23 protein-coding genes are annotated in these 26885 nt (G+C 36.7%); 11 read left to right on the top strand and 12 right to left on the bottom strand.

From position 1 onward, the window contains the following. Positions 1–220 precede the first annotated feature (220 nt). The 4 genes from murI to asnC all read right to left on the bottom strand — a co-directional run bounded on the left by murI (position 221) and on the right by asnC (position 3229). Positions 221–1018: a glutamate racemase gene (murI, locus tag F8M47_RS00410; protein WP_150538247.1), complete on the bottom strand. Its 798-nt coding sequence runs from the start codon at positions 1016–1018 to the stop codon at positions 221–223. A gap of 81 nt (positions 1019–1099) precedes the next feature. Further along, on the bottom strand, positions 1100–1633 hold the full coding sequence (locus tag F8M47_RS00405; RefSeq protein WP_150538250.1) for a chorismate--pyruvate lyase family protein: 534 nt from the start codon (positions 1631–1633) through the stop codon (positions 1100–1102). A gap of 190 nt (positions 1634–1823) precedes the next feature. Beyond that, positions 1824–2585, bottom strand: coding sequence for a uridine phosphorylase (gene udp, locus F8M47_RS00400; RefSeq protein WP_150538246.1), 762 nt, complete (start codon positions 2583–2585; stop codon positions 1824–1826). Positions 2586–2755: 170 nt separating this feature from the next. Then, positions 2756–3229, bottom strand: a complete 474-nt coding sequence (gene asnC / locus F8M47_RS00395) for a transcriptional regulator AsnC (protein ID WP_150538245.1) — start codon at positions 3227–3229, stop codon at positions 2756–2758. 184 nt (positions 3230–3413) lie between these two features. Here asnC and asnA point away from each other — a divergent pair, with 184 nt between their 5' ends. Further along, positions 3414–4406, top strand: coding sequence for an aspartate--ammonia ligase (asnA, locus tag F8M47_RS00390; RefSeq protein WP_150538244.1), 993 nt, complete (start codon positions 3414–3416; stop codon positions 4404–4406). A gap of 160 nt (positions 4407–4566) precedes the next feature. On the opposite strand, the gene F8M47_RS00385 is transcribed toward asnA, so the two are convergent. After that, entirely contained in the window at positions 4567–5163 is a 597-nt protein-coding gene (locus F8M47_RS00385) for a protein-methionine-sulfoxide reductase heme-binding subunit MsrQ (protein WP_150538243.1), read from the bottom strand. After that, a complete protein-coding gene (gene msrP / locus F8M47_RS00380) occupies positions 5164–6120 on the bottom strand; it encodes a protein-methionine-sulfoxide reductase catalytic subunit MsrP (protein WP_150538242.1) in 957 nt (318 codons plus the stop codon). 88 nt (positions 6121–6208) lie between these two features. On the opposite strand from msrP, the gene F8M47_RS00375 reads away from it, so the two are divergent. Further along, the gene (locus tag F8M47_RS00375; RefSeq protein WP_150538241.1) at positions 6209–6793 is read left to right on the top strand and encodes a sigma-70 family RNA polymerase sigma factor; all 585 of its coding nucleotides are present in this window, start codon (positions 6209–6211) and stop codon (positions 6791–6793) included. Next, a complete protein-coding gene (locus F8M47_RS00370) occupies positions 6793–6987 on the top strand; it encodes a zf-HC2 domain-containing protein (protein WP_150538240.1) in 195 nt (64 codons plus the stop codon). The genes F8M47_RS00375 and F8M47_RS00370 overlap by 1 nt, the downstream gene beginning before the upstream one ends. 59 nt (positions 6988–7046) lie before the next feature. On the opposite strand, the gene proS is transcribed toward F8M47_RS00370, so the two are convergent. Continuing rightward, positions 7047–8762, bottom strand: a complete 1716-nt coding sequence (proS, locus tag F8M47_RS00365; protein ID WP_150538239.1) for a proline--tRNA ligase — start codon at positions 8760–8762, stop codon at positions 7047–7049. 191 nt (positions 8763–8953) lie between these two features. Between proS and recG the strand changes: the two genes are divergently transcribed. From recG to F8M47_RS00345, 4 genes are all read left to right on the top strand, one after another. Further along, positions 8954–11035 carry an ATP-dependent DNA helicase RecG gene (recG, locus tag F8M47_RS00360; RefSeq protein WP_150538238.1) on the top strand — a complete coding sequence of 694 codons (2082 nt, stop codon included), beginning with the start codon at positions 8954–8956 and terminating at the stop codon, positions 11033–11035. 344 nt (positions 11036–11379) lie between these two features. After that, a complete protein-coding gene (locus F8M47_RS00355; protein ID WP_150538237.1) occupies positions 11380–13257 on the top strand; it encodes a beta-glucoside-specific PTS transporter subunit IIABC in 1878 nt (625 codons plus the stop codon). A gap of 608 nt (positions 13258–13865) precedes the next feature. Next, positions 13866–14600 carry a hypothetical protein gene (locus F8M47_RS00350; RefSeq protein ID WP_167509581.1) on the top strand — a complete coding sequence of 245 codons (735 nt, stop codon included), beginning with the start codon at positions 13866–13868 and terminating at the stop codon, positions 14598–14600. Between the two features lie 440 nt (positions 14601–15040). Then, the gene (locus F8M47_RS00345) at positions 15041–15220 is read left to right on the top strand and encodes a hypothetical protein (RefSeq protein WP_150538236.1); all 180 of its coding nucleotides are present in this window, start codon (positions 15041–15043) and stop codon (positions 15218–15220) included. A 346-nt stretch (positions 15221–15566) separates the two neighbouring features. On the opposite strand, the gene F8M47_RS00340 is transcribed toward F8M47_RS00345, so the two are convergent. The 5 genes from F8M47_RS00340 to F8M47_RS00320 form a co-directional block, all read right to left on the bottom strand. Beyond that, a complete protein-coding gene (locus F8M47_RS00340) occupies positions 15567–16604 on the bottom strand; it encodes an XcbB/CpsF family capsular polysaccharide biosynthesis protein (protein ID WP_150538235.1) in 1038 nt (345 codons plus the stop codon). Between the two features lie 24 nt (positions 16605–16628). Beyond that, positions 16629–20045, bottom strand: a complete 3417-nt coding sequence (locus F8M47_RS00335) for a CDP-glycerol glycerophosphotransferase family protein (RefSeq protein ID WP_150538234.1) — start codon at positions 20043–20045, stop codon at positions 16629–16631. Then, positions 20046–21191: a LicD family protein gene (locus F8M47_RS00330; RefSeq protein ID WP_150538233.1), complete on the bottom strand. Its 1146-nt coding sequence runs from the start codon at positions 21189–21191 to the stop codon at positions 20046–20048. Positions 21192–21203: 12 nt separating this feature from the next. Beyond that, a complete protein-coding gene (gene tagD, locus F8M47_RS00325) occupies positions 21204–21626 on the bottom strand; it encodes a glycerol-3-phosphate cytidylyltransferase (RefSeq protein ID WP_150538232.1) in 423 nt (140 codons plus the stop codon). A 100-nt stretch (positions 21627–21726) separates the two neighbouring features. Then, positions 21727–22869 carry a CDP-glycerol glycerophosphotransferase family protein gene (locus tag F8M47_RS00320; protein WP_150538231.1) on the bottom strand — a complete coding sequence of 381 codons (1143 nt, stop codon included), beginning with the start codon at positions 22867–22869 and terminating at the stop codon, positions 21727–21729. A 176-nt stretch (positions 22870–23045) separates the two neighbouring features. Here F8M47_RS00320 and F8M47_RS00315 point away from each other — a divergent pair, with 176 nt between their 5' ends. Genes F8M47_RS00315 through F8M47_RS00300 form a run of 4 tightly spaced genes read left to right on the top strand, consistent with a single transcriptional unit; the run spans position 23046 to position 26850 of the window. After that, a complete protein-coding gene (locus F8M47_RS00315; protein WP_150538230.1) occupies positions 23046–24233 on the top strand; it encodes a polysaccharide biosynthesis/export family protein in 1188 nt (395 codons plus the stop codon). Between the two features lie 33 nt (positions 24234–24266). After that, entirely contained in the window at positions 24267–25406 is a 1140-nt protein-coding gene (locus F8M47_RS00310; protein ID WP_150538229.1) for a capsule biosynthesis protein, read from the top strand. Next, positions 25406–26203, top strand: coding sequence for an ABC transporter permease (locus tag F8M47_RS00305; RefSeq protein WP_150538228.1), 798 nt, complete (start codon positions 25406–25408; stop codon positions 26201–26203). The genes F8M47_RS00310 and F8M47_RS00305 overlap by 1 nt, the downstream gene beginning before the upstream one ends. Then, a complete protein-coding gene (locus F8M47_RS00300) occupies positions 26200–26850 on the top strand; it encodes an ABC transporter ATP-binding protein (protein ID WP_150538227.1) in 651 nt (216 codons plus the stop codon). The genes F8M47_RS00305 and F8M47_RS00300 overlap by 4 nt, the downstream gene beginning before the upstream one ends. The last annotated feature ends 35 nt before the right edge of the window (positions 26851–26885 follow it).

Raw genomic sequence — 26885 nt, 5'->3', positions numbered from 1 at the left:
CCCACACAGATTGTCTGATAGATTGTTAAAGAACAAAAAGAAACGACGCACTGGATAACTTAACTTCGTTCACAACAGTGCGTCGTTGTGTGTGGTGCATTATAGAGATTTTCTAAGCCTATGCAAGCACTTTTTTTTAATTTTTTAATCAAATGTTTTGTTTTTCGCCAACTTTAAGCAATAAAAATACATAACCATTTGATTTATAAGAGTTTTATTTTTAAGAAAAATTTAATAATTCTAATCGCTTAAAGCCCCATTGCTGCATGATTACTTCTCTTTTAGCGAACTCTTCATCCATTTTGGTGCAAAAGGCGATATTTTCCCCATTTTGTTGGGTATTCTTTGAAGGAAACTCTTGTAGTAAGACACTCACTCTATTAGCAATACCATTACCTGGATCAATAAAGTATTTCACATTCGGTAACATTTGCTGTAGTTCTTGCTTCACGAGTGGAAAATGTGTACATCCTAAAATAACGGTATCTAATGTCGGGTGCGTTTGCCATTCTGCGATTACTTCTTGTAAACGAGCCAGGTTTACTTGCCCTGTGCGGATCTTTTCTTCAACGATCTCAACTAATGCAGTTGTTCCTAATTTTTCAACCACGCAATTTTTCGCATACTTTTCAATAAGTTCCGTCACATAAGGTCGCTCCACGGTACCTTTGGTAGCAAGCAAACCAATGGTTTTGCTTTCTGAAATCGCAGCTGCTGGTTTAATCGCAGGTACGGTGCCGACAATGGGAAAAGAAAATCGAGATCTTAAAGCGGGTAATACTACGGTACTTGCGGTATTACAAGCCACAATCACCATATCAAGCGGGTGTTTTTCTGCAATTTTTTGCACAATTTTGACCGCTTGCTCAATTAAAACATTTTCAGAACGTTCTGAATAAGGGAAGTAAGCATTATCGAAACAATAAAGATAATGAGCATTCGGCAAAGTTTGGCGTATCGCATCATAAATCGTAAGTCCGCCCATCCCCGAATCATATAAAAGAATTGTTGGTTTCATATCATAAAAAGCAAGAAGAAATTGGTTGAAATGCTACTCTCTTATTTTTATGGATTCAAGTCTATCAATGTTCGTGCAACATTAAAGCTTCCGACTAGGAGTAGTTGTCCTACTTGATTGATTAAAAAATGCAAATTCAGGCAAAAATAGTTCTCTGATTTCAAGTGGATAGCCTTTTAATTGATAGCAAGCTCGGCGCATATACATTCCCGAATCATGATCTTGTTGCCAAGCCAATGAAATGCGCTGTGGTTGTTGTGCAAATAGCCATAAACCAATAGGTTTAGCGCCTAATAAAGGCACTTGCTGCGCAACATTTTCTATAGTTTCTCTTGGTAGCAAGGTTTGCGCAAAAATCCAAGCCTGATTTCTCTCCTTTAATAGCACTTCTCGCAACCAACAATCCGAATCACAAGCGGTCAAATTTTCTGAATTTTTTGCAAGCCATTTTTGTTGAGTAATTTCTACATTCAGTTGTTGGGTAACTGCTAAGAGCTTTTTGGTCAATGAGCCTTGATGTAATAACCATTCCTGTTGAGGTGCAGTCAGACATTCAGGAGATGAAGACCAATGGTTTTGAATTAAAATTTGGCGATATTGTTCTAACATAGAAATAAAAAAGCGGTTAAATTGCAAATTATTTCGAAATTATGTAGCAAATGCACAAAAGTAAACACACAAAATTTCATGCGGGCGGCGGGCACAAAACTCGCTCCTACAAAAAATGTTTGTATAAATGCTACATAATACCGAATTATTTTAACAATCTAACCGTTTGTTGTGAATCAACACAAAGCTACACGTATTATGCTTTTGCCAATTGGCGAGCTGCTTCAACCACCACGGCAACCGCTTTTGCTTCAGTAGCATGAATTGTTGCTTCATTTGGGATTTCTTGCTGCGTACGATTTACAATCACACCTGAAACCATACCTGCACGCAAGCCAAGCGCTGAACACATCGTAAATAAGGTTGCTGATTCCATCTCAAAGTTCATTACGTTAAGTTCTTGCCACTGTTTTAATGAACCTTGGAAATGACGATAAATTTTACCTGTGAATGTGTCATAGCGCTCTTGACCTGGATAGAATGTATCCGATGAAGCGGTGATACCTACATAAGGTGTTACACCTTCCGATTTTGCCGCCGCATATAACGCATTGGTACATTCAAAATTTGCTACTGCGGGATATTCAAGCGGCGCAAAATGGCGGCTTGCACCGTCTAAACGCACAGCGCCTGTGGTCACTAAAATATCACCTACATTAATATGTGGCTGAATCGCACCTGTTGTACCAATACGTAAGAAGGTACGCACACCAAGCTGCGCTAATTCTTCCACACAAATTGACACAGATGGACCACCAATACCTGTTGAACAAACCACCACAGGTTCACCGTCTACATAACCTAACCAAGAAGTAAATTCACGGGTTGAAACTAAAAATTCTGGGTTGTCCATACGTTTCGCAATACGCTCGCTACGAGCAGGATCACCAGGAACAATGGCAATTTTTGCCCCTTTTAACATTGCTTTGGTTAAACCTAAATGGAATACTTCTGACATTTCGAATCTCCTTTGTTTGGACTCTATAAAATTTAAAAACTTATGCTTATTCAAACACGAAACCTAAAGATAAGCGATTGTTTTTACTAAAAAATTTGCAAATTTGTGAACTAGATCACCTGTAAACGTTTGCGTCCAATCAGCACAAGCGGTCATTTTTGCAAGAAAATTTACGGCTGAATTTCACGCAAAATTGGATTTTGCATTGAAATCAGTGTTTCAGTCGATTGAATTTCGTCAATTAACTGGATTTTAGTCGCTAATACACGATGTAATTCTTCAATAGTATGCGTCATAACCTTAATAAAAATCGAATAGTTCCCCGTGGTATAGTAGGCCTCAACCACTTCCTCAAACTCATTCAATTTTGCGATCACTTTTTCATAATCTTTTGCAGACTTCAAAATAATCCCAATAAAGCAGCAAACATCATAACCCAGTTTACGTTCATTAATCCGAATCTTGGTACCTTCAATGATTCCTGCTTGACGCATTTTCTCTACACGAACGTGAATTGTCCCTGCGCTTACGCCAAAATTCTTTGCCATTTCTGCATAAGGTGTGCGGGCATCAGCCACTAATGCGCGTAAAATTTGCCGATCAAGCGGATCAATCTGTGGCTTTGTGTGATAATTAGTGTGCAAAATTCACTCCATTTTTGGGTTTTACTAATGAATAATCAAAATTTAGCATAAAAAATTAGATAATATCTAACTAATTGAGTTTTTTATTTGACATCTATTGTATTTTTTCGGATTTATATTAAATTGTGTTCATACCTCACACCGAAATGATGGGTGACAAAACGATTTTATTTAAGGATAAACAATGAAAAAGACATTTATTTTACAGCAACAAGAAATTAGTTTCGTTAAAAACACTTTTACACAATATTTGATTGATAAATTAGGCATTATTGAAGTGCAAGGTCCGATTCTGAGTGAAGTGGGCAATGGTATGCAAGATAACCTTTCTGGTATCGAAAAAGCGGTACAAGTAAACGTAAAATGTATCCCGAACGCAAAATTTGAAGTAGTGCATTCACTTGCAAAATGGAAACGCCACACTTTAGCACGATTCGGTTTTAAAGAAGGCGAAGGCTTATTTGTACATATGAAAGCATTACGTCCAGATGAAGATTCTCTTGATCCAACCCATTCTGTATATGTGGATCAATGGGACTGGGAGAAAGTGATTCCTGCAGGTCGTCGTAATTTCGATTTCTTAAAAGAAACCGTAAACGAAATCTATAAAGCGATTCGTTTAACTGAATTAGCGGTTGAAGCACGTTTTGATATTCCATCAATTCTGCCGAAACAAATTACTTTTGTACACAGTGAAGAATTAGTACAGCGCTATCCAAATATGACAGGTAAAGAGCGTGAAAATGCAATCTGTAAAGAACACGGAGCCGTATTCTTAATTGGTATCGGTGGCAAATTATCAGACGGAAAAGCACACGATGGTCGTGCACCAGACTACGATGACTGGACTACAGAATCAGAAAACGGCTACAAAGGTTTAAACGGTGATATTTTAGTGTGGAATGAACAATTAGGTAGCGCATTTGAGCTTTCGTCAATGGGTATTCGTGTTGATGAAAAAGCGTTACGCTTACAAGTAGAGCTAACAGGCGATCAAGATCGTTTAGAAATGGATTGGCATAAAGATTTATTAGCAGGTCGTTTACCGCTTTCAATCGGAGGTGGTATTGGTCAATCTCGCTTAGCCATGTTCTTATTGCGTAAAGCACATATCGGTGAAGTGCAATCAAGCGTATGGCCAAAAGAAATGTTAGAGAAATTTGCTAATATTCTATAATTCAAATGTTATATGCAAACGGGCTTCTTTTTGGAAGCCCGTTTGCATCTATAAGCGGCTAAATTTGCGCTTTTTTTGCAAATCTAACTGCTTAATAAAAAAATGCCGAGGACACCTCAGCAAAATATATAACTTAGCAAGAAACACACCCTATAAATTGTTATGCTTTAAAACGCTGTAAAATGCTATTCCCCGCAAATTTCCACAACACAATAACAGCTACCATTATCCCAATCACAATTGGTCCAAGTGTCACTCCTTTAACCGACCAATAATAATGAATTGCAGCAAAGACAATGGCAGGATAAGCCAGTTGATGCACGCTAAACCACTTTTTACCTAACTTGCGTTTGATAAACGGCACTGAAGTGATCGTCATAATAAGCAGTACGAGAAAAGCTACCCCACCTAATATCAAGTATGGTCTTAACACTAATTCACTAATAAACAGCGAAAAATCTAAACCAAGTTCTAACACTAAGTAACCACATACATGTAGCAATGCCCATACAAACGCCCATAAACCAAGAGGACGGCGCAAAATTTGGTATTGGTTTTTATTCAGTATCTGCAGCACAATCCCGAGTAAAAACATCACACAAAAAATAATAATGGCGGTATAACCTAAAAAGTGAATTAAATCTTTACTTGGGTCTGCACCTAAAGCTTCTGTATCGCCACTCAATAAAATATAAGATAACCATGCCAATGGCAGCGCACATCCAATATGGATAATCCCTCGTAATAATCCCAACATTTAAAAATTCACCCTCAAATCTAAGCCTTTATACAAATCACCCACTTCTTTTTCATAGCCATTAAACATTAATGTTGGCTGGCGTTTCACCGCAAGCAAACCACCGCCACCGATCACACGTTCTGAAGCCTGTGACCAACGCGGATGATCCACATTTGGATTCACATTCGCATAAAAACCATATTCATCTGGAGCAAGGCTTTCCCAAGTCGTTCTTGGACGTGTTTCTGAAAAAGTGATTTTCACAATGGATTTAATACTTTTGAAGCCGTATTTCCATGGCACAACTAAACGAATTGGCGCGCCATTTTGTGGCGGTAACATTTTTCCATATAGACCGACAGAAAGTAAGGTAAGTGAATTCAACGCCTCTTCAATGGTTAAGGCCTCTACATAAGGGTAATCAATACCACCACCGAAAAATTTATTTTTCTGACCAGGCATTTGTTCTGGATCGTGCAAAGTGTGAAATACAACAAATTTGGCTTTATGAGTTGGTCTCGCCATTTCAATCAAACGTGCTAATTCAAATCCAATCCACGGCACGACCATTGCCCACGCTTCTACACAGCGAAAACGGTAAATACGTTCTTCCAGCGGGAATGTATTAAATAATTGTGTATGATTAAGTACAAAAGGATTTTCAACTTCACCAGTAATTTCTAATTGCCAAGGATCAGTTTTGAAATTCTGTGCAAATTTAGCTGGTGCGGCTTTGTCTGTACCAAATTCATAAAAGTTGTTATAGCCCGTCACTTTGCTTTCTGGCGTTAGCACCAAATCAGAAGTAGAAGTCGCTTTAAAATCTAAAGCGGCTAATTTTTTTGAATCTGATGCAGCAACCCCTATATTTGGTAAGCTTGAGGCCACTAACCCAAGCCCTACAGCCTTAATAATTTGACGCCGTTGATTAAAAACTGATTCAGGTGTTACATCATAAGCTGTTAATTTTTTCATTATTGACTCCTTTTATGTATAATCTACTTGTCTAAATTAATATAAGAATAATTACATAATTTTTCATTTAATGGCTAAAGGAATAGAAATGTCAAATATTGAACAATTTAATTCTATTACTCCACAAAGAATAGAAGAAATCCGCTTACAAATGATTAAGTTTGCGACTTTACAACTCAAAGATCCTGATCTTGCTGAAGACGTAGTACAAGAGGCTTTAATGAGTGCTTACAAAAGCGCTAATTCTTTCCGAGGGCAGTCTGCGCTAAAAACTTGGGTCTTTGCTATCTTAAAAAATAAGATTATAGACTTGATAAAATATAAGAAACGAACAGTAAACGTCTCCGAGCTGATGGACGAAGAAAGTCCGAATCAATTTTTTGATCAAACAGGTTATTGGGTTTCTGAAACTTATGAACCGAAAGAATGGGAAGATGTCAATCAGATCACTTATAAGAAAGAATTTTGGGCGATCTTCGACATTTGCTTAAATAAATTGCCTGCACAGCAAGCACGCGTCTTTATGATGCGTGAACATTTAGAAATGAGTAGCGAGCAAATTTGTTTGGAATGTGGTATTACTACCGCTAATTTACACGTTATCCTGCACCGTGCAAGATTACAATTACAAGCCTGTTTAGCCAAAAACTGGTTCGAGGGAGAAAAACAATAATGAATTGTGAGCATGCCTCAGAATTGATTTCACTAAGTTGTGAACAAAAACTCAAAGTAAAAGACAGTATTCAATTACAAGTCCACTTATGGCTATGTCCGAAATGTCGCTATTTTAAACAAAATAACGATAAATTACGTGAAATGTTAAAAGAATATTGTCATCAAACACCGAAGAGTAATCGTAAACTTTAGTGAAAAAATAACCGCTTGCGTTCCAAACAAGCGGTCATTTTTCATCTAGATTTTACCTATTACGCTTTCACATTCTCTTTTAAGAAATCTAAAAGCTGATCTTTAGCGATCATTTGTTTTTCACCTGTGCGACGGTTTTTGTATTCGATTTCACCGTTTGCAAGGTTTTTCTCACCAATTACCACCATATGTGGCACGCCGATCAATTCCATATCCGCAAACATCACACCTGGACGTTCTTTACGATCATCGAAAATCACATCCACACCGCGCGCTTTTAGGGTGCGATACAATTCTTCAGAGAACTGTTGCACGCTTTCAGATTTGTGCATATTCATTGGCACAATTGCTACTGTGAATGGTGCAATTTCATCTGATGGCCAAATAATACCACGCTCATCGTGGTGCTGTTCGATTGCTGCCGCCACCACACGTGTTACACCAATACCGTAACAACCCATAGTCATCACCAGCGGTTTACCGTCTTCACCTTGTACAGTCGCTTTCATCGCTTCTGAATATTTGGTACCAAGTTGGAAAATATGTCCTACTTCGATACCACGTTTAATTTGTAACACGCCTTTGCCGTCTGGGCTTGGATCCCCTTCTACTACGTTACGTAAATCCACCACTTCTGGCATTGCTACATCACGTTCCCAGTTCACATTGAAATAGTGTTTACCATCAATATTTGCGCCACAACCGAAATCAGACATTAACGCCACTGAGCGATCAATAATCACTGGAATTGGCATATTAATTACACCGAGTGACCCTACACCAGCCCCAATTTTGGCTTTGATTTCCGCTTCATCAGCAAACTCTAGTGGGTCGGCAACTAAAGGGTGTTTTTGTGCTTTGATTTCATTTAATTCGTGATCGCCTCGAATCACTAACGCAATCAATGGCTGCTCTTCGTTTGCCCCTTTTACAATCAGGGTTTTAACCGTTTTTTCAATCGCTAAACCGTGATTTTCAACAAGTTCAGCAATGGTTTTCGCATTTGGTGTGTCCACTAATTCCATCGCAACGGTTGGTTTACCACGTTCACCCACTGCAACAGCTTCCGCTAATTCAATGTTGGCAGCAAAATCTGATTCAGTTGAAAATACCACATCATCTTCACCGCTTGATGCTAACACTTGGAATTCATGTGAAGCAGAGCCTCCGATTGAGCCTGTATCCGCTTGTACCGCACGGAAATCTAACCCAAGGCGAGTAAAGATATTGCTATACACTTGATACATCACATCATAAGTTTCTTGTAATGAGGCTTTGTCTGTATGGAAAGAATAGGCATCTTTCATAATAAATTCACGCGAACGCATCACACCAAAACGAGGACGTACTTCATCACGGAATTTAGTTTGAATTTGATATAAATTAATTGGCAATTGTTTGTACGATGATACTTCACGACGAACAAGATCGGTAATCACTTCTTCATGAGTTGGGCCAAGTACAAAATCACGGTTACCACGATCAACAAAGCGTAATAACTCCGCACCGTAATCATTCCAACGACTAGATTCTTGCCATAACTCCGCAGGCTGAACCACTGGCATTAACACCTCAATCGCCCCGCCTTTATTCATCTCTTCACGAACAATATTTTCAACTTTTTTCAGCACCTTGATCCCCGTCGGCAACCAGTTATATAAACCTGAAGCCATCGGACGAATCATACCAGCACGCAACATTAATTGATGACTCACCACCTGTGCATCGTTTGGCGTTTCTTTAAGGGTCGAAAATAAATACTGACTTGTACGCATTGTTATTCCTATTGTTATTTTAAATATCGAAAAATGGGCTCTATTCTAAAGCAAAAGCGGTCAGATTTTTAGCCATTTTTGCAATTTGCAAAAAATCAGAGAAAACAGACCGCTTGATTTGTATATAAAAACAGTATTTGTTATATTAGCGCTATTGAAAACAAGCGGTCAGATTTAACAAACATTTTACTATGAGCGAACAATTATTAGATGGTGTACCTTTAACTGCGCTTTCTGGCGTGGGTGCGGCAATGGCAGAAAAACTCAGCCGAATCGGCATTAATAACGTGCAAGATCTGTTATTTCATTTGCCTTATCGCTATGAAGATCGCACTCGTATCACGCCGATTGCAGATGTTCGCCCTGAAAGTTTCTCCACTATTGAAGGAATCGTACAACTGACCGAAGTACAATTCGGTCGCCGCCCGATTTTATCTACTGTGCTTTCTGACGGCACCAGTAAAATCACCCTCAAATTTTTTAATTTCAATGCAGGTATGAAAAATAGCCTGACCACTGGCACACGTGTGAAAGCCTTTGGTGAAATTAAACGTGGGCGTTTTATGGCAGAAATTCATCACCCTGAATATCAAATTATTCGCAATAATCAACCGCTTGAACTTGCCGAAACTTTGACGCCAATTTATTCCACCACAGAAGGACTTAAACAAAATTCATTGCGTAAATTGACCGAACAAGCGTTGGCACTATTAGATAAAATCAAAGTTGACGAGCTATTGCCCGATGAATACAACCCACACAAATACAGCCTAAAACAAGCATTGCAATTACTACACCGCCCGCCTCCAACGATTTCTTCAGAACAATTGGAAAAAGGCGACCATCTCGCCCAAAAGCGGCTGATTTTCGAAGAATTATTGGCTCACAATTTAGCGATGCAACAAGTGCGAGTAGGAGTAAATCAGCTTGAAGCAACACCATTGCATTATCAAACCGATCTCAAAAACCGTTTTTTAGCAAGTTTGCCATTTCAACCAACCAATGCACAGATCCGTGTAACTGCCGACATTGAGCAAGATTTAGCCAAACCTTCCCCAATGATGCGTTTAGTTCAGGGCGATGTCGGTTCAGGTAAAACACTGGTAGCAGCACTTGCTGCGTTACTGGCAATCGACAATGGCAAGCAAGTGGCACTCATGGCGCCGACCGAAATTCTTGCTGAACAACACGCCAATAATTTCGCTAACTGGCTACGTCCACTTGGAATTGAAGTTGGCTGGCTGGCGGGTAAAGTCAAAGGTAAGGCTCGTACTGCGCAATTGGAAGCGATTAAAAATGGCGAAGTTCAAATGATTATCGGCACTCATGCCCTTTTCCAAGAGAGTGTCGAATTTCATCAGCTCGCTTTAGTGATTATTGATGAACAGCACCGCTTCGGTGTACATCAACGCTTAACATTGCGTGAAAAAGGGGCGAAAAATGGCATTTATCCACATCAGCTAATTATGACCGCAACTCCTATTCCTCGTACCTTAGCGATGACGGTCTATGCTGATCTTGACACTTCAATTATTGATGAATTACCGCCAGGGCGAACCCCTATTACAACCGTAGCGATTTCGGAAGACAGACGCGATGAAATCGTGCGCCGCGTATATGCAGCCTGTAAAAAGGAAAACCGCCAAGCCTATTGGGTTTGTACTTTAATTGATGAATCAGAAGTACTTGAAGCACAAGCGGCAGCGGCAATTGCGGAAGACTTACAACGCGCCTTACCCGATTTGCAGATCGGTTTGGTACACGGGCGGATGAAACCACAAGAAAAACAAGAGATTATGGCAGAATTTAAAGCTGCAAATATTGATTTATTAGTCGCAACTACTGTAATTGAAGTGGGCGTTGATGTACCGAATGCCAGTTTGATGATTATCGAGAACTCTGAGCGGTTAGGGCTTGCCCAACTGCATCAGCTACGAGGACGTGTTGGACGTGGTGCAACCGCATCGCACTGCGTGTTACTTTATAAACCGCCATTAGGCAAAATTTCAAGCAAGCGTTTACAAGTGTTGCGCGACAGCCAAGACGGTTTCTACATAGCTGAAAAAGATTTAGAAATTCGTGGCACTGGCGAAATATTAGGTACAAAACAAACGGGCATGGCAGAATTTAAAGTCGCCAATTTAATGCGAGATCGCAAAATGATTCCATTGGTACAAAACTATGCCAAACAAATTATTCAGCAAAATCCACCGCTTGCCGAAGCCCTTATTCGTCGCTGGCTAGGCGAGCGTACCGAATATAGCAATGCGTAACTTACTGCTAAAGCTACTCAACAGGCTCACGAGTCTGATAACCTCGCACAGTGGCTCATACGTGGAAGAAAATGACAAGCGGTCGAATTTCTCCTATATGTTACAAATCCCCGCTTTAATTCAGAAAAATTTGATGGTGAGAGTGATAAAAAATTTGTGATCTCACTCACATTTCCAGAGATTGGCTTTTGCAAGTGGTCGAATTTTTGTATAAATTTGCAACTGAAAAGACACTTAGGGTGTTACGTTAATTCGGCAAGCCTAAGCAGAGCGATACATAAGTATCCGTTCTGCTTAGGCTTTTTTATTGCCTCCAGATTTGTAATTTTTTAGAGGAATAAGCTATGGCAAAAGACTTTAGCAAATTAGCAAGCGATATTATTCGACTTGTTGGTGGGGAAGGAAATGTGCATTCCCTTGTACACTGTGCAACTCGTTTACGCTTTGTGTTAAAAGACCGAGCAAAAGCGGAGAAAGATTTGCTCAATCAAACTGTAGGTGTAATTAGTGTGGTAGAAAGTGCAGGGCAATTCCAAGTCGTTATTGGTAACAATGTACCCAAAGTATATGCAGAAATTATGGCGCAAGCGAATATTCAGGCGGGAAGCGAGGCTGACTTGCCAAAAGTATCGTTGCTCAGTCGTGGAATTGATTTCCTTTCTGGTTCATTTACACCTCTTATCGGGGTAATGGCGGGATCGGGTATTTTAAAAGGCTTGCTCGCTATTTTACAGGTTGCAGGTTTAATCAACCCAGCCTCTGGCACATTCACTGTGCTTGATGCAACAGCTACTTCAACCTTCTATTTCCTACCCATGTTATTAGCGTTTACTGCGGCGAATAAATTAAAAACCAGCCCATATATTGCGGTTGCCGTGGCGGGGGCATTACTCTATCCAAGCATTGTTGCAATCAGTCAAAGTGGCAAACCACTAGAATTTTTAAGCTTTGAACTCGCTACAATGAACTACGCTTACAGCGTGATCCCAATTTTACTAGCAGTATGGGCACAATCTTATATTCAACGTTTCTTTGAAGGGATTTTCCACGAATCAGTACGCAATTTCTTTGCACCAGCTAGCACATTATTAATTGTTGTACCACTCACATTAGCACTGATTGGCCCTATCGGTGGTGGAATTGGCAGTACCATTGCTGCGGGTTTAGCGTGGCTTTACGAAGCAAGCCCTGTGGCAACAGGCGTTGTGATTGGTGCATTCTGGCAACCGTTAGTAATTTTCGGCGTTCACTGGAGCGTAGTGCCAATTATGATTAACAATATGGCTATAGTTGGCTTCGATCTTATTGCTCCATTTACAGCAGCCGCTGTACTAGGACAAGCAGGTGCAACGGTGGCGGTGTTCCTTAAAACACGCAATAAAACGATTAAATCCCTTGCAGGCTCAACCTCATTTAGTGGCGTACTAGGCATTACCGAACCATTGATTTACGGTATCACTCTTCGCTTTAAAAAACCATTTGTATGCGGTGTGATTGGTGGCGCTGTGGGGGGCGCAATAATGGCGCTTAGCCCAGTGAAAATGTTCGCATTCGGTTTCTCAGGTTTATTATTCTATCCTTCAATTATTGGTGAAGGCTCTAGCGTAGTGTCTTACACGCTAGGTATGGTTGTGGCATTTGTAGTGGCCTGTGTTGCAACCTATTTCTTCGGCTACAATGACAATATGTTGCCTCAACAAGCGGTCAAAATTGAAGAAAAACCTGCAGCCCCAGTGGTTTCTACTATTCCACTTGAAAAATATAGCGTAACTAGCCCATTAACAGGCGAGCTCCATAAACTCACCACTATTTCAGACCCAATGTTCTCTTCTGAAGCGTTAGGTAAAGGGGTGGCAATTTTACCAATCGAAGGCAATTTATATTCACCAATTAACGGTACAGTAAGCTCGGTATTCCCAACCAAACACGCCTATAATCTTGTATCAGACGATGGCTTAGAAGTGCTGATTCATATTGGTATGGATACGGTTCAGCTTAACGGTAAACACTTTGAAACCTTTGTGAAAGACGGTGATCGTATCAGCGTTGGGCAATTATTAGGCACATTCGATATCAACGCAATCAGCCAAGCAGGCTATACCGTGATGACCCCAATTATTATCGCCAATAGCGATGATTACTTGGATGTAATCGCCAGCCAAGAACAACACATTTATCACAACGAACCGTTAATGAAAGTGTTAGAAAATAAAACCGCTTAAACTTTATAGCCCGCACATCAATTGACGTGTGGGCATTTGACAAGGTCGGACATATTGATTGAGCGTAGGGTGCTCTATACCCAAACCATTTGCCCTTGGGCGTTTAGGCGAAGCATTTTTAGGAGGAATTGTCATACTAGTCCCTACACTGTAATTTTTCGGGTAAATAATTATCATTAAAGTAAAGCTCAGCCATATCACGCCATACACAATCAATATAGATTTGTAGGGTTAATATGCTTTTTTTGATTGATATCTTTTACAAAAAATGAATCGTATAACAAGAAAAATTATTTCAGCTGTGTAAATGATGTCTTTAGGTTGCCTCCAAAAAATCCCCCTCTTTAGCAAAGAGGGGTTAGGGGAGATTTGATTGCGATAGGGATTAGGCACAAGCGGTAAAATTTCCTATCCACGCACGGCTCGTGCGTGGGCAGTTAACAAAAAAGGGTTAAGGAAGATGTGATTATGATCGTAATTCGACGCAAACGATTAAATCCTTAAAAAATTTACAGTTTTTGAACAACTTGATTTCTAATTGAGCAGTCGTAAATTTTGTAATATAATTCGTCGCCTCTTTTTTGTACGATATGAGGAACTTAAAACGGATGCTTAAAATCATCAACAAAATTGTATCTTCTTCTCTTTCTATTTCCATGGCTTTTCTAGGTGTGTTGAGTTGGTCAGTTGCTTACTCCTATGGTTGGGCAACGGCATGTTTTTACGGTTTTTCTTGGTGGTATGTTGATATTGGCGCTGACAATGTCGCACGCAGTTTAGGCTACGTAATTACAGTCACACTAGTACTGTGTTTAACTTACTTGATTGGACTATGCTTATTGGTGAAGATAAAACCATATTTAAGTGATGGTTGTGTGAAATTTGTGCGAGCAACCGTTTTATGCGCCGTGGTATTTCTACCAATTTTGATCGTCAGCACACTAATGACTGGAGAAATTTTTCAACTTATGGTTATTGTCTATGTTGCGACGGTACTGTTTTTTTCGTTGCTATTTAGTCGACCAATTAATCGCCATATCAGCAATATCAACGTTTATACGGCAATTAACTTTTTCCAAAATCATAAGAATCATGTCATGATTTTTACTTATGTTTATTTTGTGCTATTTGCTTTTTTGGTTGGCTACCTACGTCCACATTTTAAAACTCGTTTTGATATGATTGAAGTAGAGCAGAAAATGTATTACGTGCTTACCAAATATCATAAAACGTTTATTCTTGCTGAAGAGCTAAAATCAGATAATGACGATTTTTATCTATATGAATTAATCCCAAACCAATTAGGGCATATTAAAATGGTAAATAAGAATTATCCGTTTTAAAATAAAGCACTGAAGACTTAAACAACTAAAAGCCATAATATACAAGTATACAAGCGGTCGAATTTTCTTTGATTTTTGCAAAATATTAAAGAAGTTCGACCGCTTGATGCTCTAGCCTCCAAACCACCTCCTGCTCCTTTTTACTGAAGAGAGAATATATTTTTAATACAGGTGTATCAAAACAAAAAATTAACCACAGCAAACACTCACTACTCGGTAATTTTTAGAAAACGAGGAAATAAAAGAGAGATATAAAATTCAAAATAAGCTAAATATTTTGGGTAATAATTTCACTAAGGAAAGTTAAATATATTATAGATAGGAATATGGTGGTCTAATTTCATTTTTGAGAATTATTAATACAATAAAGATGTATATAACTTAACCTAAGATTGTATACATTTTGATTAATCTCGTATTGCTACATTAAGGAGCATCTTATGAAGAAGACATTCTTATCAAAGGCACTTATTGCTATTGCAGCCTCTTCAATCTTTTTCTCTACAGCTACAGCAAATGCTGCGTCTGGCACATGGAGAAAAACGGGTAACCATATTCTAGGCTTTTATCAGTATTGCTATACCGCATACCCTTACCATTGTATGTGGCTGGTTCCATAACATCGTTTAATGAGTAAGCGGTCTTATTTTCCTTAATTTTGCCCAATACAAAAGAAGGTTTGACCGCTTTTAATACTATGCCCAAAATAGACATCCTAGCGTTTTATTTATTTAATTACTTAAACGAGTAAAAGTATTTTAGTTAGATAAAGAGAAATCTGAATAATCTTAATGGATTAATTAAGGCTGATAAGATTATATCTGCAAAGGAGTTATAAAATAAAAAGAGTTACTAATAAATATAGAAAATAATTATTAGCAACTCTTGTATCAATTGAAAGCATAATGGATAAACAGTAAAGCTTTCCCCCATTACATCAATTAATATATTTTAGACAATATATTATTAATAATTAGAAACAAAGCTATCCTTTATATCTATATTATAGAGTAAATTATTTAACATCGATGTAACAAAATTTAGTGTTTGTTCACCTATATAGGTATGACCTTTAATTTGTGGGTTTGTAAATATATAAGAACATATTCCTAAATTTGAAGCTAATAAGATTTTATTTATATATTTAAATTGTTCAGAGTTTGGCGATGTAATAAGTTTTATATTACTTAAGTTCTTGTGAGATTCTTCTTTTAAAATTTTTATAAACTTTTCCTGTTTAGACATAGGAAATACATCTGTTACAAAATGTAAATCATTATGTTTTTCTATATAGTATTCATCTGAAACTATTGGATCGACAGAAATAGTCTTAAGACCTAGCTTAATCCCATGGAGTAATGCACCAGTAGCGCCTTTAGATGTTCCATATAAAACAATATTATCATCTTTAATAAGGTAATCACGTTTAATTTTACATATTAATTTTTGTATTTTTTCTTCAAACATCATATCGGCATTACTATTTGAATAGAATCCTCCAAGTACTCCACCAATATCAGCAATTCTTAATATATATGTATTTTTAGGTATATATTTACTTATACTTGGAAAGTTCTTAAAAAACATACGTCTTGATACTGAAGCATTAAATGCTAAATCTGCTATAGAAGAAAAGATAATTAATAATCTATTGTTATTATCTTTAGCTTGAGGTTCTTCTAATGTATAGAAAGTGTCATTCCATACCTGTACATTTTTATCATTAAAATGAGGTAAGAATGATTTACCATCAATAAATTTAGTGAATAAAGATATTCCATTAGTATGATTTGTTAAAAAATATCGATTATTAGATAAATCTGCAATTAACTTTTTAGCTTCAACATTACTTCTTCCTACAGCTAAAAAATTATAATTTAATTTTTCCTTTTCATCTTTACCAATAGATGATTTATTGATATAGATCTCTTTTGCAGTAAAATCGATATCTAATTCTTCGTATTTAGTATTTTCATTAAATTCAATTTTAAAAAAATCTAGCATTGTTTATTCTTTTCCTTATATTTTCTAGTTTGCTAATAATGAGTAAAACTTAGCCATTGCATCATTTTGATATTCATATGGATCAAAATTATCTTTTCTACCACCTTGTTCCATATACCTATTAATACCCTGAACTAATCCTTCTTTGCTGTTTTCTACTAGTATTCCATATTTATCTCCTAAGATACTGCGGTTCCCAACGATATCTGTTGCAATAATTGGCGTACCGAGCGTAAGAGATTCTAATAAAACCATTGGCTGCCCTTCATGGTTAGAAGATAGAATAAATACATCCGCTTGTTTTAAATACGGGAATGGATTTTTTTTCTGCCCGAGAAGGTACACATCATTTTCTAATGACAGTTCTTTAATCTTATTAACTAAATCTTGTTTTAAGACGCCATCTCCTAGGATAAATAATCTAATATTTGAATGTTGCTTTTTAGCATCTGAAAAAGCTTCAATTAATTTTAGTTGATCTTTTTCATGCGACATTCGTCCAATATTGATAAATTTTTTACCTGTAAAAGAAGTAAATTCATCTTCCATCTCAATATTATCTTCTGAACTAGATAATATTTGCTCAATACTAATTGCATTATTACAGAAAGTAAATTTATCTTTAGGAATATTAAACGCCTCTGCTAAATTCAGTATATTATTTTCCATTGTTTTTTCTGATACAGAAACAATCTGCTCGAAAAACCTATAGCTATTAAATACACCTTCCAAATATGGGAATCTACCTTTCCATTCTTTATACTTATCATTGTGCTGATAAATAATATGCTTTTTGGCATTGATCTGAGAAAATAATAATACCCAAAATAGCGAATAACCTTCAAAATGAATCGCATTATCAAAAGATGAATCCCCTAGTAATCTACGGGCTTCTCGTTTATAGATTTTCAATAATGTATGAATAAAAGAATCTGAATATATCTGATAAGTTTCTTCAAATTTATTTCTCACCCATAGTTCTTCTAAAGTCATTGGGGTTCTACCTACTCTAGATAAGACTGTAATATTTGAAGGCAAGTTATCAAATTCCGCAAGGCGTTTTTGATCTTGAGATATATCTGAACCATTAATCAAAAGTGTAATATTTTTATCTGAATTTTTAATTGAAGACATTAAATTCAAAAATGATCTAGAAATTCCATTTGGTATAAAAGGTCCTTCAAAGAATATATTTGAAGATTTTCTATCATATTTATATTCATAGGTATCATCTTGATTGAACATAAAGTCAATAGTACGTTTTGATGACATACCATCATCTAAGTAAGAGTATTTATTAATATCAGCTTTAGATACATTAGTTGTTTCTGAACTAATATTTTTCAAAATAGTTTTTTTTACTTCTGATATGGTTGAACAAATTGCACCTGACATTTCTGAAGGTTTTAAGTATAAGCCTCGCTCTGCATCATATTCCTCATAGTCATAAATATAGCTAATAGCAGGTTTATTTAAAGCCAAGAAATCGTAAATAATACTAGAGTAGTCTGTAATTAATAAATCACAGAACCCTAGTAATTCATTACTATCAATATCTTTTGGAGCGACAATAACATCTAAATCAATATTTTCTAGTAATTGCTCTACTAAATGATGTCCTCTAAATACAAGATTATATTGATCCGATTTAAGTTTTCTTAGATCACTTTGTAACTTGCTTGTATCAAAATCTTTTGATTGAGATGTTCCTCTCCAAGTAGGGGCATAAAATACAACAGGTTTATTATTTAATAACCCCAATTTTTCTTTGATTTTCTCACGTCTTTTTTCTGTTAAATTAAATGATAAATCAATTCTAGGATAACCGGTTTCTGCGAGCTTACCACTAAATAAATCTTTAATATCATATTGCTCTAAAATAACATTAGTAGTATGGCGATTAGGTGAAATAATATGTGTTGCTTGTAAGAAATTCCTACTTACATTAGCATGATCCATAAATGGGCTTTTAATATCTTTTCCTAACGTTTTCATTGGCGTACCATGCCAAGTATTTAAGTAAACTTGCCCTTCTTTTCTAATAAAATAATAAGGGAAACTAACATTATTAATAAGATATTTGGCTGTACATAAATAACGTAAATAAGCGTCTGTTCCTCGCTTGATAAAAATAATATTTTTATTAAATTTAAGATTGTCAGGAATAACGGTGTCACTTTTAATTACAACTATATAAGTATAATTGTAATTATTATCTAGCATATAAGATAGAAGAGCATATGGATTACAACTAATATTTCCACCAAAGAAACTTTCAATTAGAACTAGATTTTCATCAATGTTTAGTGTTTCATAATATTCAGTATAATATGAAAGAAATTCCTCCTCTTTATTTTTAATTACATCTTTTGGACTTACTGCATGAGCAAGTTGGCGTCTGCGAGATTGCTGGAAATAAAATGCAGATTGCTCGTAATCACCAATTTTTTCTAACATCATTGCTAAACGATATAGCCAATAATCTTTATAGTTATCTGAGCGTTTTACTGCTTCTAAATAGAAATCAGCGGCTTTATTAAAAATTTCTGCTCTTTCATAAGCCTGACCACATTTGAAGCACCAATTAGCGTTTATAACCTCTGATAATTCAATTGCTTTTTCAAATGAATTAGCTGACTCTGCCCAGCGATATAGGCGTTCGTAAGCCATACCGATGCGATAGTATAGTTCTGGGGACTTTGAATTATGCTGTGCTTGATATTGTAAATAAGCAGCTAAGGCTGTGTCCCATAGCCCACGTTTGGCATGTAAAGCACCAATTCCAAACAGAGAGACTTCATCTGTTGGATGACTCATACCAATTACAAGGTCATAGCATTTCTGTGCATTTTCTATATTACCTAGTTTTTCTAGGTTATACCCCATGCGATATTTGTAGTTACGGCTAAGTGGAGCAAATTGACTTGCCTTTTGAAAATACAAAAATGCTTGTTCATAATTTGCTAATTTTTCAGATACAATGCCAAGTTGATTAAATGCTTTTTCTGAATTAGGCTTCAAAGTAATATATTTTTCTAATTGGAATTGTGCTAACCAATATTGTTTAGTTTCAATTAAAGAAATAGCATATTCCCAAATATATTCTGGGCTATTAGGATCTTTTTCTAATTTCTTCTTACTCTCTACAACTTTTACTTTTGAAACATCATTTTTATAACGTTCTGTAGTTGCTAATTGTTTTTTCCAACCATCCTGTTCAGGATCAATATCAACAGCTCTTTGAATAAAGTGATTTGCTTCATCCCATTTTTTATCTTTATATAAAGCCATTCCGTATCTAAAATTTAGATATGCATTATGAGGTTGTTTTTCTAAAATTTTACTAAAAACTTGCTGTGCTTTTTCATATTGGCGATGTTTATATAGATATAAGCCTTGTAATAAGCTAGGCACAGATGATAATTTTATATTATATTTCATTTAGATTTCCTGCTGTTTAGCCGTATAAACCTGCATTTCCGCTTCATTGATAACCTCCATATTTGGCGTATCAAAAGCGCTATCAAATTTAGTTTTTGGCGTGCGCCAATCACCGTAATTCTCTGTTAGATATAAATCGTAATTTTCTGGAATTAGATATTTTTCGCCCAGAAAATCAGTATATATTAAATTAAATGGTGCGTTATGCCATTTTATTTTTACCCCTGCATGCCAATAATCATTTGATTCACGATAATGTATAAATACATCAAGCATGATGCCATTAACATGTCTTAACATAACAAGGTGTTTCGTTCGTGTGGGAACAAGATAAAAATAGCCTGAGCTGGCAAGAATACTTGCTAGTTGTTCATAGCTATAATCATCCCATACGCCCACATCAATATCTTTATCGTGTCCTAGCAATTTTCCTTCTCGAATACAGCCTAATAATGTGCCACTAATCAAAAAGAAAGGGATATTCTTTTGTTCCAATACTTTTTTTAGATCTGCCAATGCTTTTGCCGCTAATTTATCGCTATAAGCGGTCGTTTTTGGCTTAAATTTTGCAGATTTAACTAATTTTTGCTGTGCTGCTAGCTTTAATGCAATCTCAGTTAAGCCTGCCCGTAATGCGGCATTTGTTCTTTGGTGGAGCAGTAAATCCGATTTTAGGTAAGGTGTTGTTACTCTTACTTTTTCAATATGTTGTTCTAAGCGTTGATAATCACTAGGGTTTTCCACTAAATTGGTAAGGTATATCCAAACTTTTTTTCTTTTATTGGTTAAGGCACATTGTTCCAGTAATTGCCAAGCGTCTTGTTTGCGCTGAGTTCTTGTAAGAATTTCTGCATATAAGAAAATGGCTTCTGGTGTTTTTGCAAAATTTTCGACTTTTTTGACCGCTTGCTCTGCTAGAACATATTCACCACATAAAAAATAGCTTTGTGCTAAAAAGTAATGCCCAATATTTATGTTGTTATTGAGCATTTTCGTTGCTAATTTTCTGAGGCGAATATGATCGGCTTGTTCAAGTGCAAAAAGCAGGCGAAGCCCATACCAATAAACAGTAAAAGAACGCCGAGAGTTACTTTCTCTCAGAATTCTTTGTAGTGGTGGTAAATGCTTTTTGAGGGTAGCAAGCATCAACAAATTCCTTTATTCATGAATTTGTTTTTGCCCAGCAGCGAGGTCTTTTTTCGCGAGCATCTTTTTAATCTGAGTCGTTGAAATATCAGGAGTTCTTGGTAAATAAACGACTTCGCAATAATCTGCTAAAAAGTCGAATTTTCCTGCCCAGTCATCTCCCATTACAAATACATCAATTTCGTGTTTTTTTACGTCTTCGATTTTTTGTTCCCATTGAGTTTCTGGAATCACTTCGTCTACATAGCGAATTGCTTTCAGAATATGCTCACGTTCTTCGTAGGTGTAAGCGCAAACTTTGCCCTTACCTAGGTTGAATTGATCAGTTGAAATAGCAACGGTGAGATGATCCCCCAATGCTCTTGCTCTTTCTAATAGGCGAATATGTCCATGGTGCAATAAATCAAAAGTACCATAGGTTAATACCTTTTTCATTCCTAAACTCCGTATCATTAAATAAAAGTATTGGCTTTCTTTTTCTGAAATTATCTTTATATTCAAAAGAATAATAGCCTCTCAAAATAAAATTTTAAATTTATTTTTTATTAATTTTTTTGAAAAATTTTTTTATTCGACTAAAAGATTGTTTTTTAGTTTTTTGTTGTTTCATCTTCTCAAGATTTAACAATTTTTCAGTGTGTCTTACATATAATTGCTGTTGAGATAATGAATATTCATTGTTAGCAAGTTTTTGTAAGCTATTAATAACTTGTTCAGTTGCATTTTTTTCATAAGAAAAAAGCATTTCATATAGCGCTGAATCTATCAATTTCTTTTCAGATAAGGCAAATTTAAGCACTTCAGCTAATTGTGAAGGAGTCTTCACTTCATAGCCTAACTCTTTTCTCCGCGCAATCTCTAAACTAAATTTATCTACTTTTTGCTGATTAAGCGTTGGTATTGAAAGCAGTACCACGGGTTTTTTACAAAAAATAGCATCAAAAATAGCCCCACTAAAATCAGAGATTACAAGATCTGCGACTGAAATAAGTAAAAGTAAGTCTTCACTTTCATAGAAAAAATGTAGATTTGGGTACATCTTTTCATAATTATGGCGTTTATTCGCTAATAAAAGCGTATTGTGATGTAATTTCACTAATACATTGTATGTAGAAGATAATTTATTTATTTCTTCTATATACAATTGGAAACTAGATAATTCGCCCCAGCTCGGTGCATATAAAATCGTGGGCTTCGACATATCTAGATTAGGCTGATATTTTTTCGCTGCGAATTGATGAAATGCTGGTGTATGCCAAACATCATAGCGTGGGCAGCCCGTTATTTTAGTTGGAGAAAAATAGGAAATTCGCTCATAGGCATATTGTCCATAAACTAAATTTAGATCGGCAAATGCTCTCCAAGTCCCATAGTTATATGGTTCTTTGGCATATCCATATTGGAGCAATGCGATTTTGGTGTGGCGAAATAAATAAAGTTGCTCAAAAGCGGTTTGAGCAACTAGAACATCAAAATTCCCATCAATTTTTGCATGTATATCCGCATGGTTGATATAAGCAATATTATTATTTATATCTCTTAGTATATCCCGACAGATAGGTACACTACGTCTGCGTTTTTCAATAATAAGAAATGCACTCGGGAGTGCTTGTAATAAAGACTTGAAATGCAAAACCTGAAAACTATTCCAAGCGATAAATGCTAATTTCATCAACATTTACCCCCATTTAATTTATTAAAATAATGTCTATTCTTTATAGAAAAGTAATATCTTAGCTAGCCGTTTTAAAAGCCCTGATGTTAAGCTATAATCTATTTTTATAGCATTATATCTATAAGTTTATGTGACTTATACTCATTTTACACACCTTTGCAATAGAGTATTTTTACTAGATGAAAATAAAAAAACTTAGTTCAATCATAGGATTAGGCTTAGCGAGTTCTTTACTTATAGCCTGCTCAAGCTTACCTACTTCAGGTCCTAGCCATAGCGCAATTCTAGAAGCCAATTCGCAGAATTCAGATAAACCATTACCAGAAGTAAATGTGGTGGAGTTAGATAATGGTTTAGTTCAACAACTTTATCAGACTCAACAAAGTCAGCAATTTTCTGGCTTTTTAGGTACTGCAGGCGGGGCTGGCTATGCAGGCTTAGTGAATGTGGGTGATGTGCTGGAAATTTCGATTTGGGAAGCACCACCCGCGGTTTTATTTGGTGGCACGTTTAGCTCGGAAGGGCAAGGTAGCGGACATTTAACACAATTACCTGCACAAATGGTAAATCAAAACGGTACAGTTACCGTGCCGTTTGTGGGCAATATTCGTGTAGCTGGCAAAACACCAGAAGCAATTCAGTCTCAAATCGTGGGCGCATTACAACGTAAAGCAAATCAACCACAAGTGTTAGTAAAAATTGCGAATAATAATTCGGCTGATGTGACGGTAGTTCGCCAAGGTAATAGTATTCGTATGCCATTAAGTGCGAATAATGAGCGTGTGCTAGATGCTGTGGCTGCAGTAGGCGGAACCATGGAAAATATTGAAGATGTAACGGTGAAATTAACCCGTGGTTCTCAAGTAAAAACTTTAGCTTTCGAAACGTTAATTTCTGATCCAGCGCAAAATATTACATTACGTGCGGGCGATGTGGTGTCGCTTTTAAATACGCCGTATAGTTTTACGGGCTTAGGTGCAGTCGGTAATAACCAGCAAATGAAATTTTCAAGCAAGGGAATTACGCTAGCGGAAGCTATTGGTAAAATGGGGGGATTAATTGATACACGTTCAGACCCTCGTGGTGTGTTTGTGTTTCGTCATGTACCTTTTGCACAGTTAAGTTTAGATCAGCAAGCGCAATGGGAGTCAAAAGGCTATGGCATGGGTATGGATGTACCAACGGTGTACCGTGTGAATTTGCTTGAGCCACAATCAATGTTTTTATTACAACGTTTCCCAATGCAGGATAAAGATATTGTGTATGTGTCGAATGCGCCACTATCTGAATTCCAAAAATTCTTGAGAATGATTTTCTCAGTCACATCGCCAATTACGAGTACAACCAACAGTATTCGTAGCTTTTAATTAAAACAATATATCTATTTTGAGGAAAAAATAATGGTAGCAATTACCGAAGAGAAACCCCAAAAACCAAAGAAAAAGAGTTTGTTAAACAAATTAAACCCTTTGCTTTGGCTAACGGTTATTTTTCCAACGTTATTTTCGGCTATTTATTTTGGTTTGTTCGCTTCAGATATTTATGTATCTGAATCAAGCTTTGTAGTGCGCTCGCCTCGCAATCAATCTTCTTTGTCTGGTGTGGGGGCTTTGTTACAAGGTACGGGCTTTGCTCGTTCGCAAGATGATACTTATTCTGTGCAAGAGTATATGCGTTCACGTACCGCATTAGAGCAGCTACAAACTGAATTACCTGTACGTGATTTTTATGCGACAAAAGGCGATATTCTTAGCCGTTTTAATGGCTTTGGTTTAAATGACACGCAAGAAGCATTTTTCCGTTACTTTAAAGATCGTTTAAGTATTGATGTGGATTCAGTATCAGGAATTGCGACGCTACGCGTTCAAGCGTTTGAAGCGAGTGAAGGTCAACAATTAAATGAAAAACTGTTAAAACAGGGTGAAGATCTGATTAACCGCTTAAATGCACGTGGTCGTAAAGACACTTTGGAATTTGCGGCGCAAGCGGTCGAAGAAGCAGAAAAAAATGTAAATGAAACAGCCGAAGCATTAAGCAAGTATCGTATTAAAAACAAAATTTTCGATTTACCTGCGCAATCAGGCGTACAGCTTTCGTTAATTTCAAGTTTAAAAAGTGAGTTAATTCGTGTGGAAACGCAATTAGCGCAATTGCAATCTATTACACCAGATAACCCGCAAGTTAGTGCGTTGCTTATGCGCCAAAAAAGCTTGCGTAAAGAAATTGATGAACAATCTAAACAACTTTCTGGCAATACAGGTAGCTCGGTGGCAAATCAATCGGCAGATTATCAGCGTTTAGTATTGGCGAATGAGCTTGCACAACAACAACTTACTGCAGCAATGGCATCCTTACATAACACTAGAGGTGAGGCAGATCGCCAACAGTTGTATTTAGAAGTTATCAGCAAACCAAGTAAACCAGACTGGGCATTAGCGCCGAATCGTTTATATAACATTATTGCCACTTTTATTATTGGCTTGATGTTATATGGCATTTTTGGTTTATTAATCACAAGTGTGAGAGAGCATAAAAACTAATGCAATATGGTGACCAAACAACGTTTCGACAATCATTAGCAATTCAAGGGCGAGTCATTTACGCACTGTTAATGCGAGAAATTATTACTCGCTATGGTCGAAAAAACTTGGGTTTTTTATGGCTGTTTATTGAACCGCTGCTTTTAACGTTTTTTATTGTCTTGATGTGGAAGTTTTTCCGTGCAGATAAAATTTCTACACTGAATATTGTAGCGTTTACGATTACGGGCTATCCAATGGCAATGATGTGGCGAAATGTTTCAAACCGAGCAATTGGTTCTATTTCGGCTAACTTGAGTTTGTTATACCACCGTAATGTGCGAGTGTTAGATACCATTTTTGCTCGTATGTTATTGGAAGTCGCTGGCGCTACAGTGGCACAAATTTTAATTACCGCAGTGTTAGTCTTTATTGGCTGGGTCGAACCGCCAAAAGATGTGTTTTATATGCTGCTCGCTTGGATTCTCATGGCATTTTTTGCATTTGGGTTAGGGCTGATTATTTGTTCTTTAGCACAGCAAATAGAAGTATTCGGTAAAATTTGGGGTACTTTAAGCTTTGTGTTATTACCACTTTCAGGGGCTTTTTTCTTCGTACATTCTCTGCCTTCACAAATTCGTGAAATTGCGCAATGGATTCCAATGATTAGTGGTACGGAAATGTTTCGTCATGGCTATTTTGGAGACTTAGTACCAACCTATGAAAATATCGGTTTTTTAGTAGTATGTGATTTAGCAATGCTGTTATTAGGACTGATTCTGGTGCGAAATTTTAGTAAAGGAATTGAACCACAATGATCAGCGTAAAAAATGTGAGCAAACGCTACCATACTAATAGTGGCTGGAAAACGGTGTTACAAGATATTAATTTTGATCTGCAAAAAGGTGAGAAAATTGGTATTTTGGGGCGAAATGGTGCGGGTAAATCGACCTTAATTCGTTTAATGAGTGGAGTTGAGCCACCAACGACAGGTACGATTGAGCGTCATATGTCAATTTCTTGGCCACTCGCTTTTAGTGGCGCTTTTCAGGGCAGTTTAACGGGCATGGATAATTTGCGTTTTATTTGTCGTATTTATAATGCCGATTTTGATTATGTAAAAGCGTTTACTGAAGAATTTTCTGAACTGGGCGACTATTTATATGAACCCGTTAAGAAGTATTCATCAGGTATGAAAGCGAGATTAGCTTTTGCGCTATCACTATCGGTTGAATTTGACTGCTATTTAATTGATGAAGTAATTGCGGTAGGTGACTCTCGCTTTGCGGCAAAATGTAAACATGAGTTATTTGAAAAGCGTAAAGATCGCTCGATTATTTTAGTTTCGCATAGTCCTTCAGCCATGAAGGAATATTGTGATAATGCAATGGTGCTAGATAAAGGCATAATGCATAAATTTGAAAATATGGACGAAGCTTATAAGTTCTATAATGCAACGCAGTAAGCTTTAAACATAAAGTGAAAGGGCACAATGTTGCC

Source organism: Actinobacillus vicugnae, from assembly GCF_901687125.1.
In the GTDB taxonomy this organism is placed as follows: Bacteria; Pseudomonadota; Gammaproteobacteria; order Enterobacterales; family Pasteurellaceae; genus Actinobacillus; species Actinobacillus vicugnae.
The sequence above is the reverse complement of the archived record's forward strand: the minus strand, read 5'-3'. Positions and strand labels throughout refer to the sequence as shown.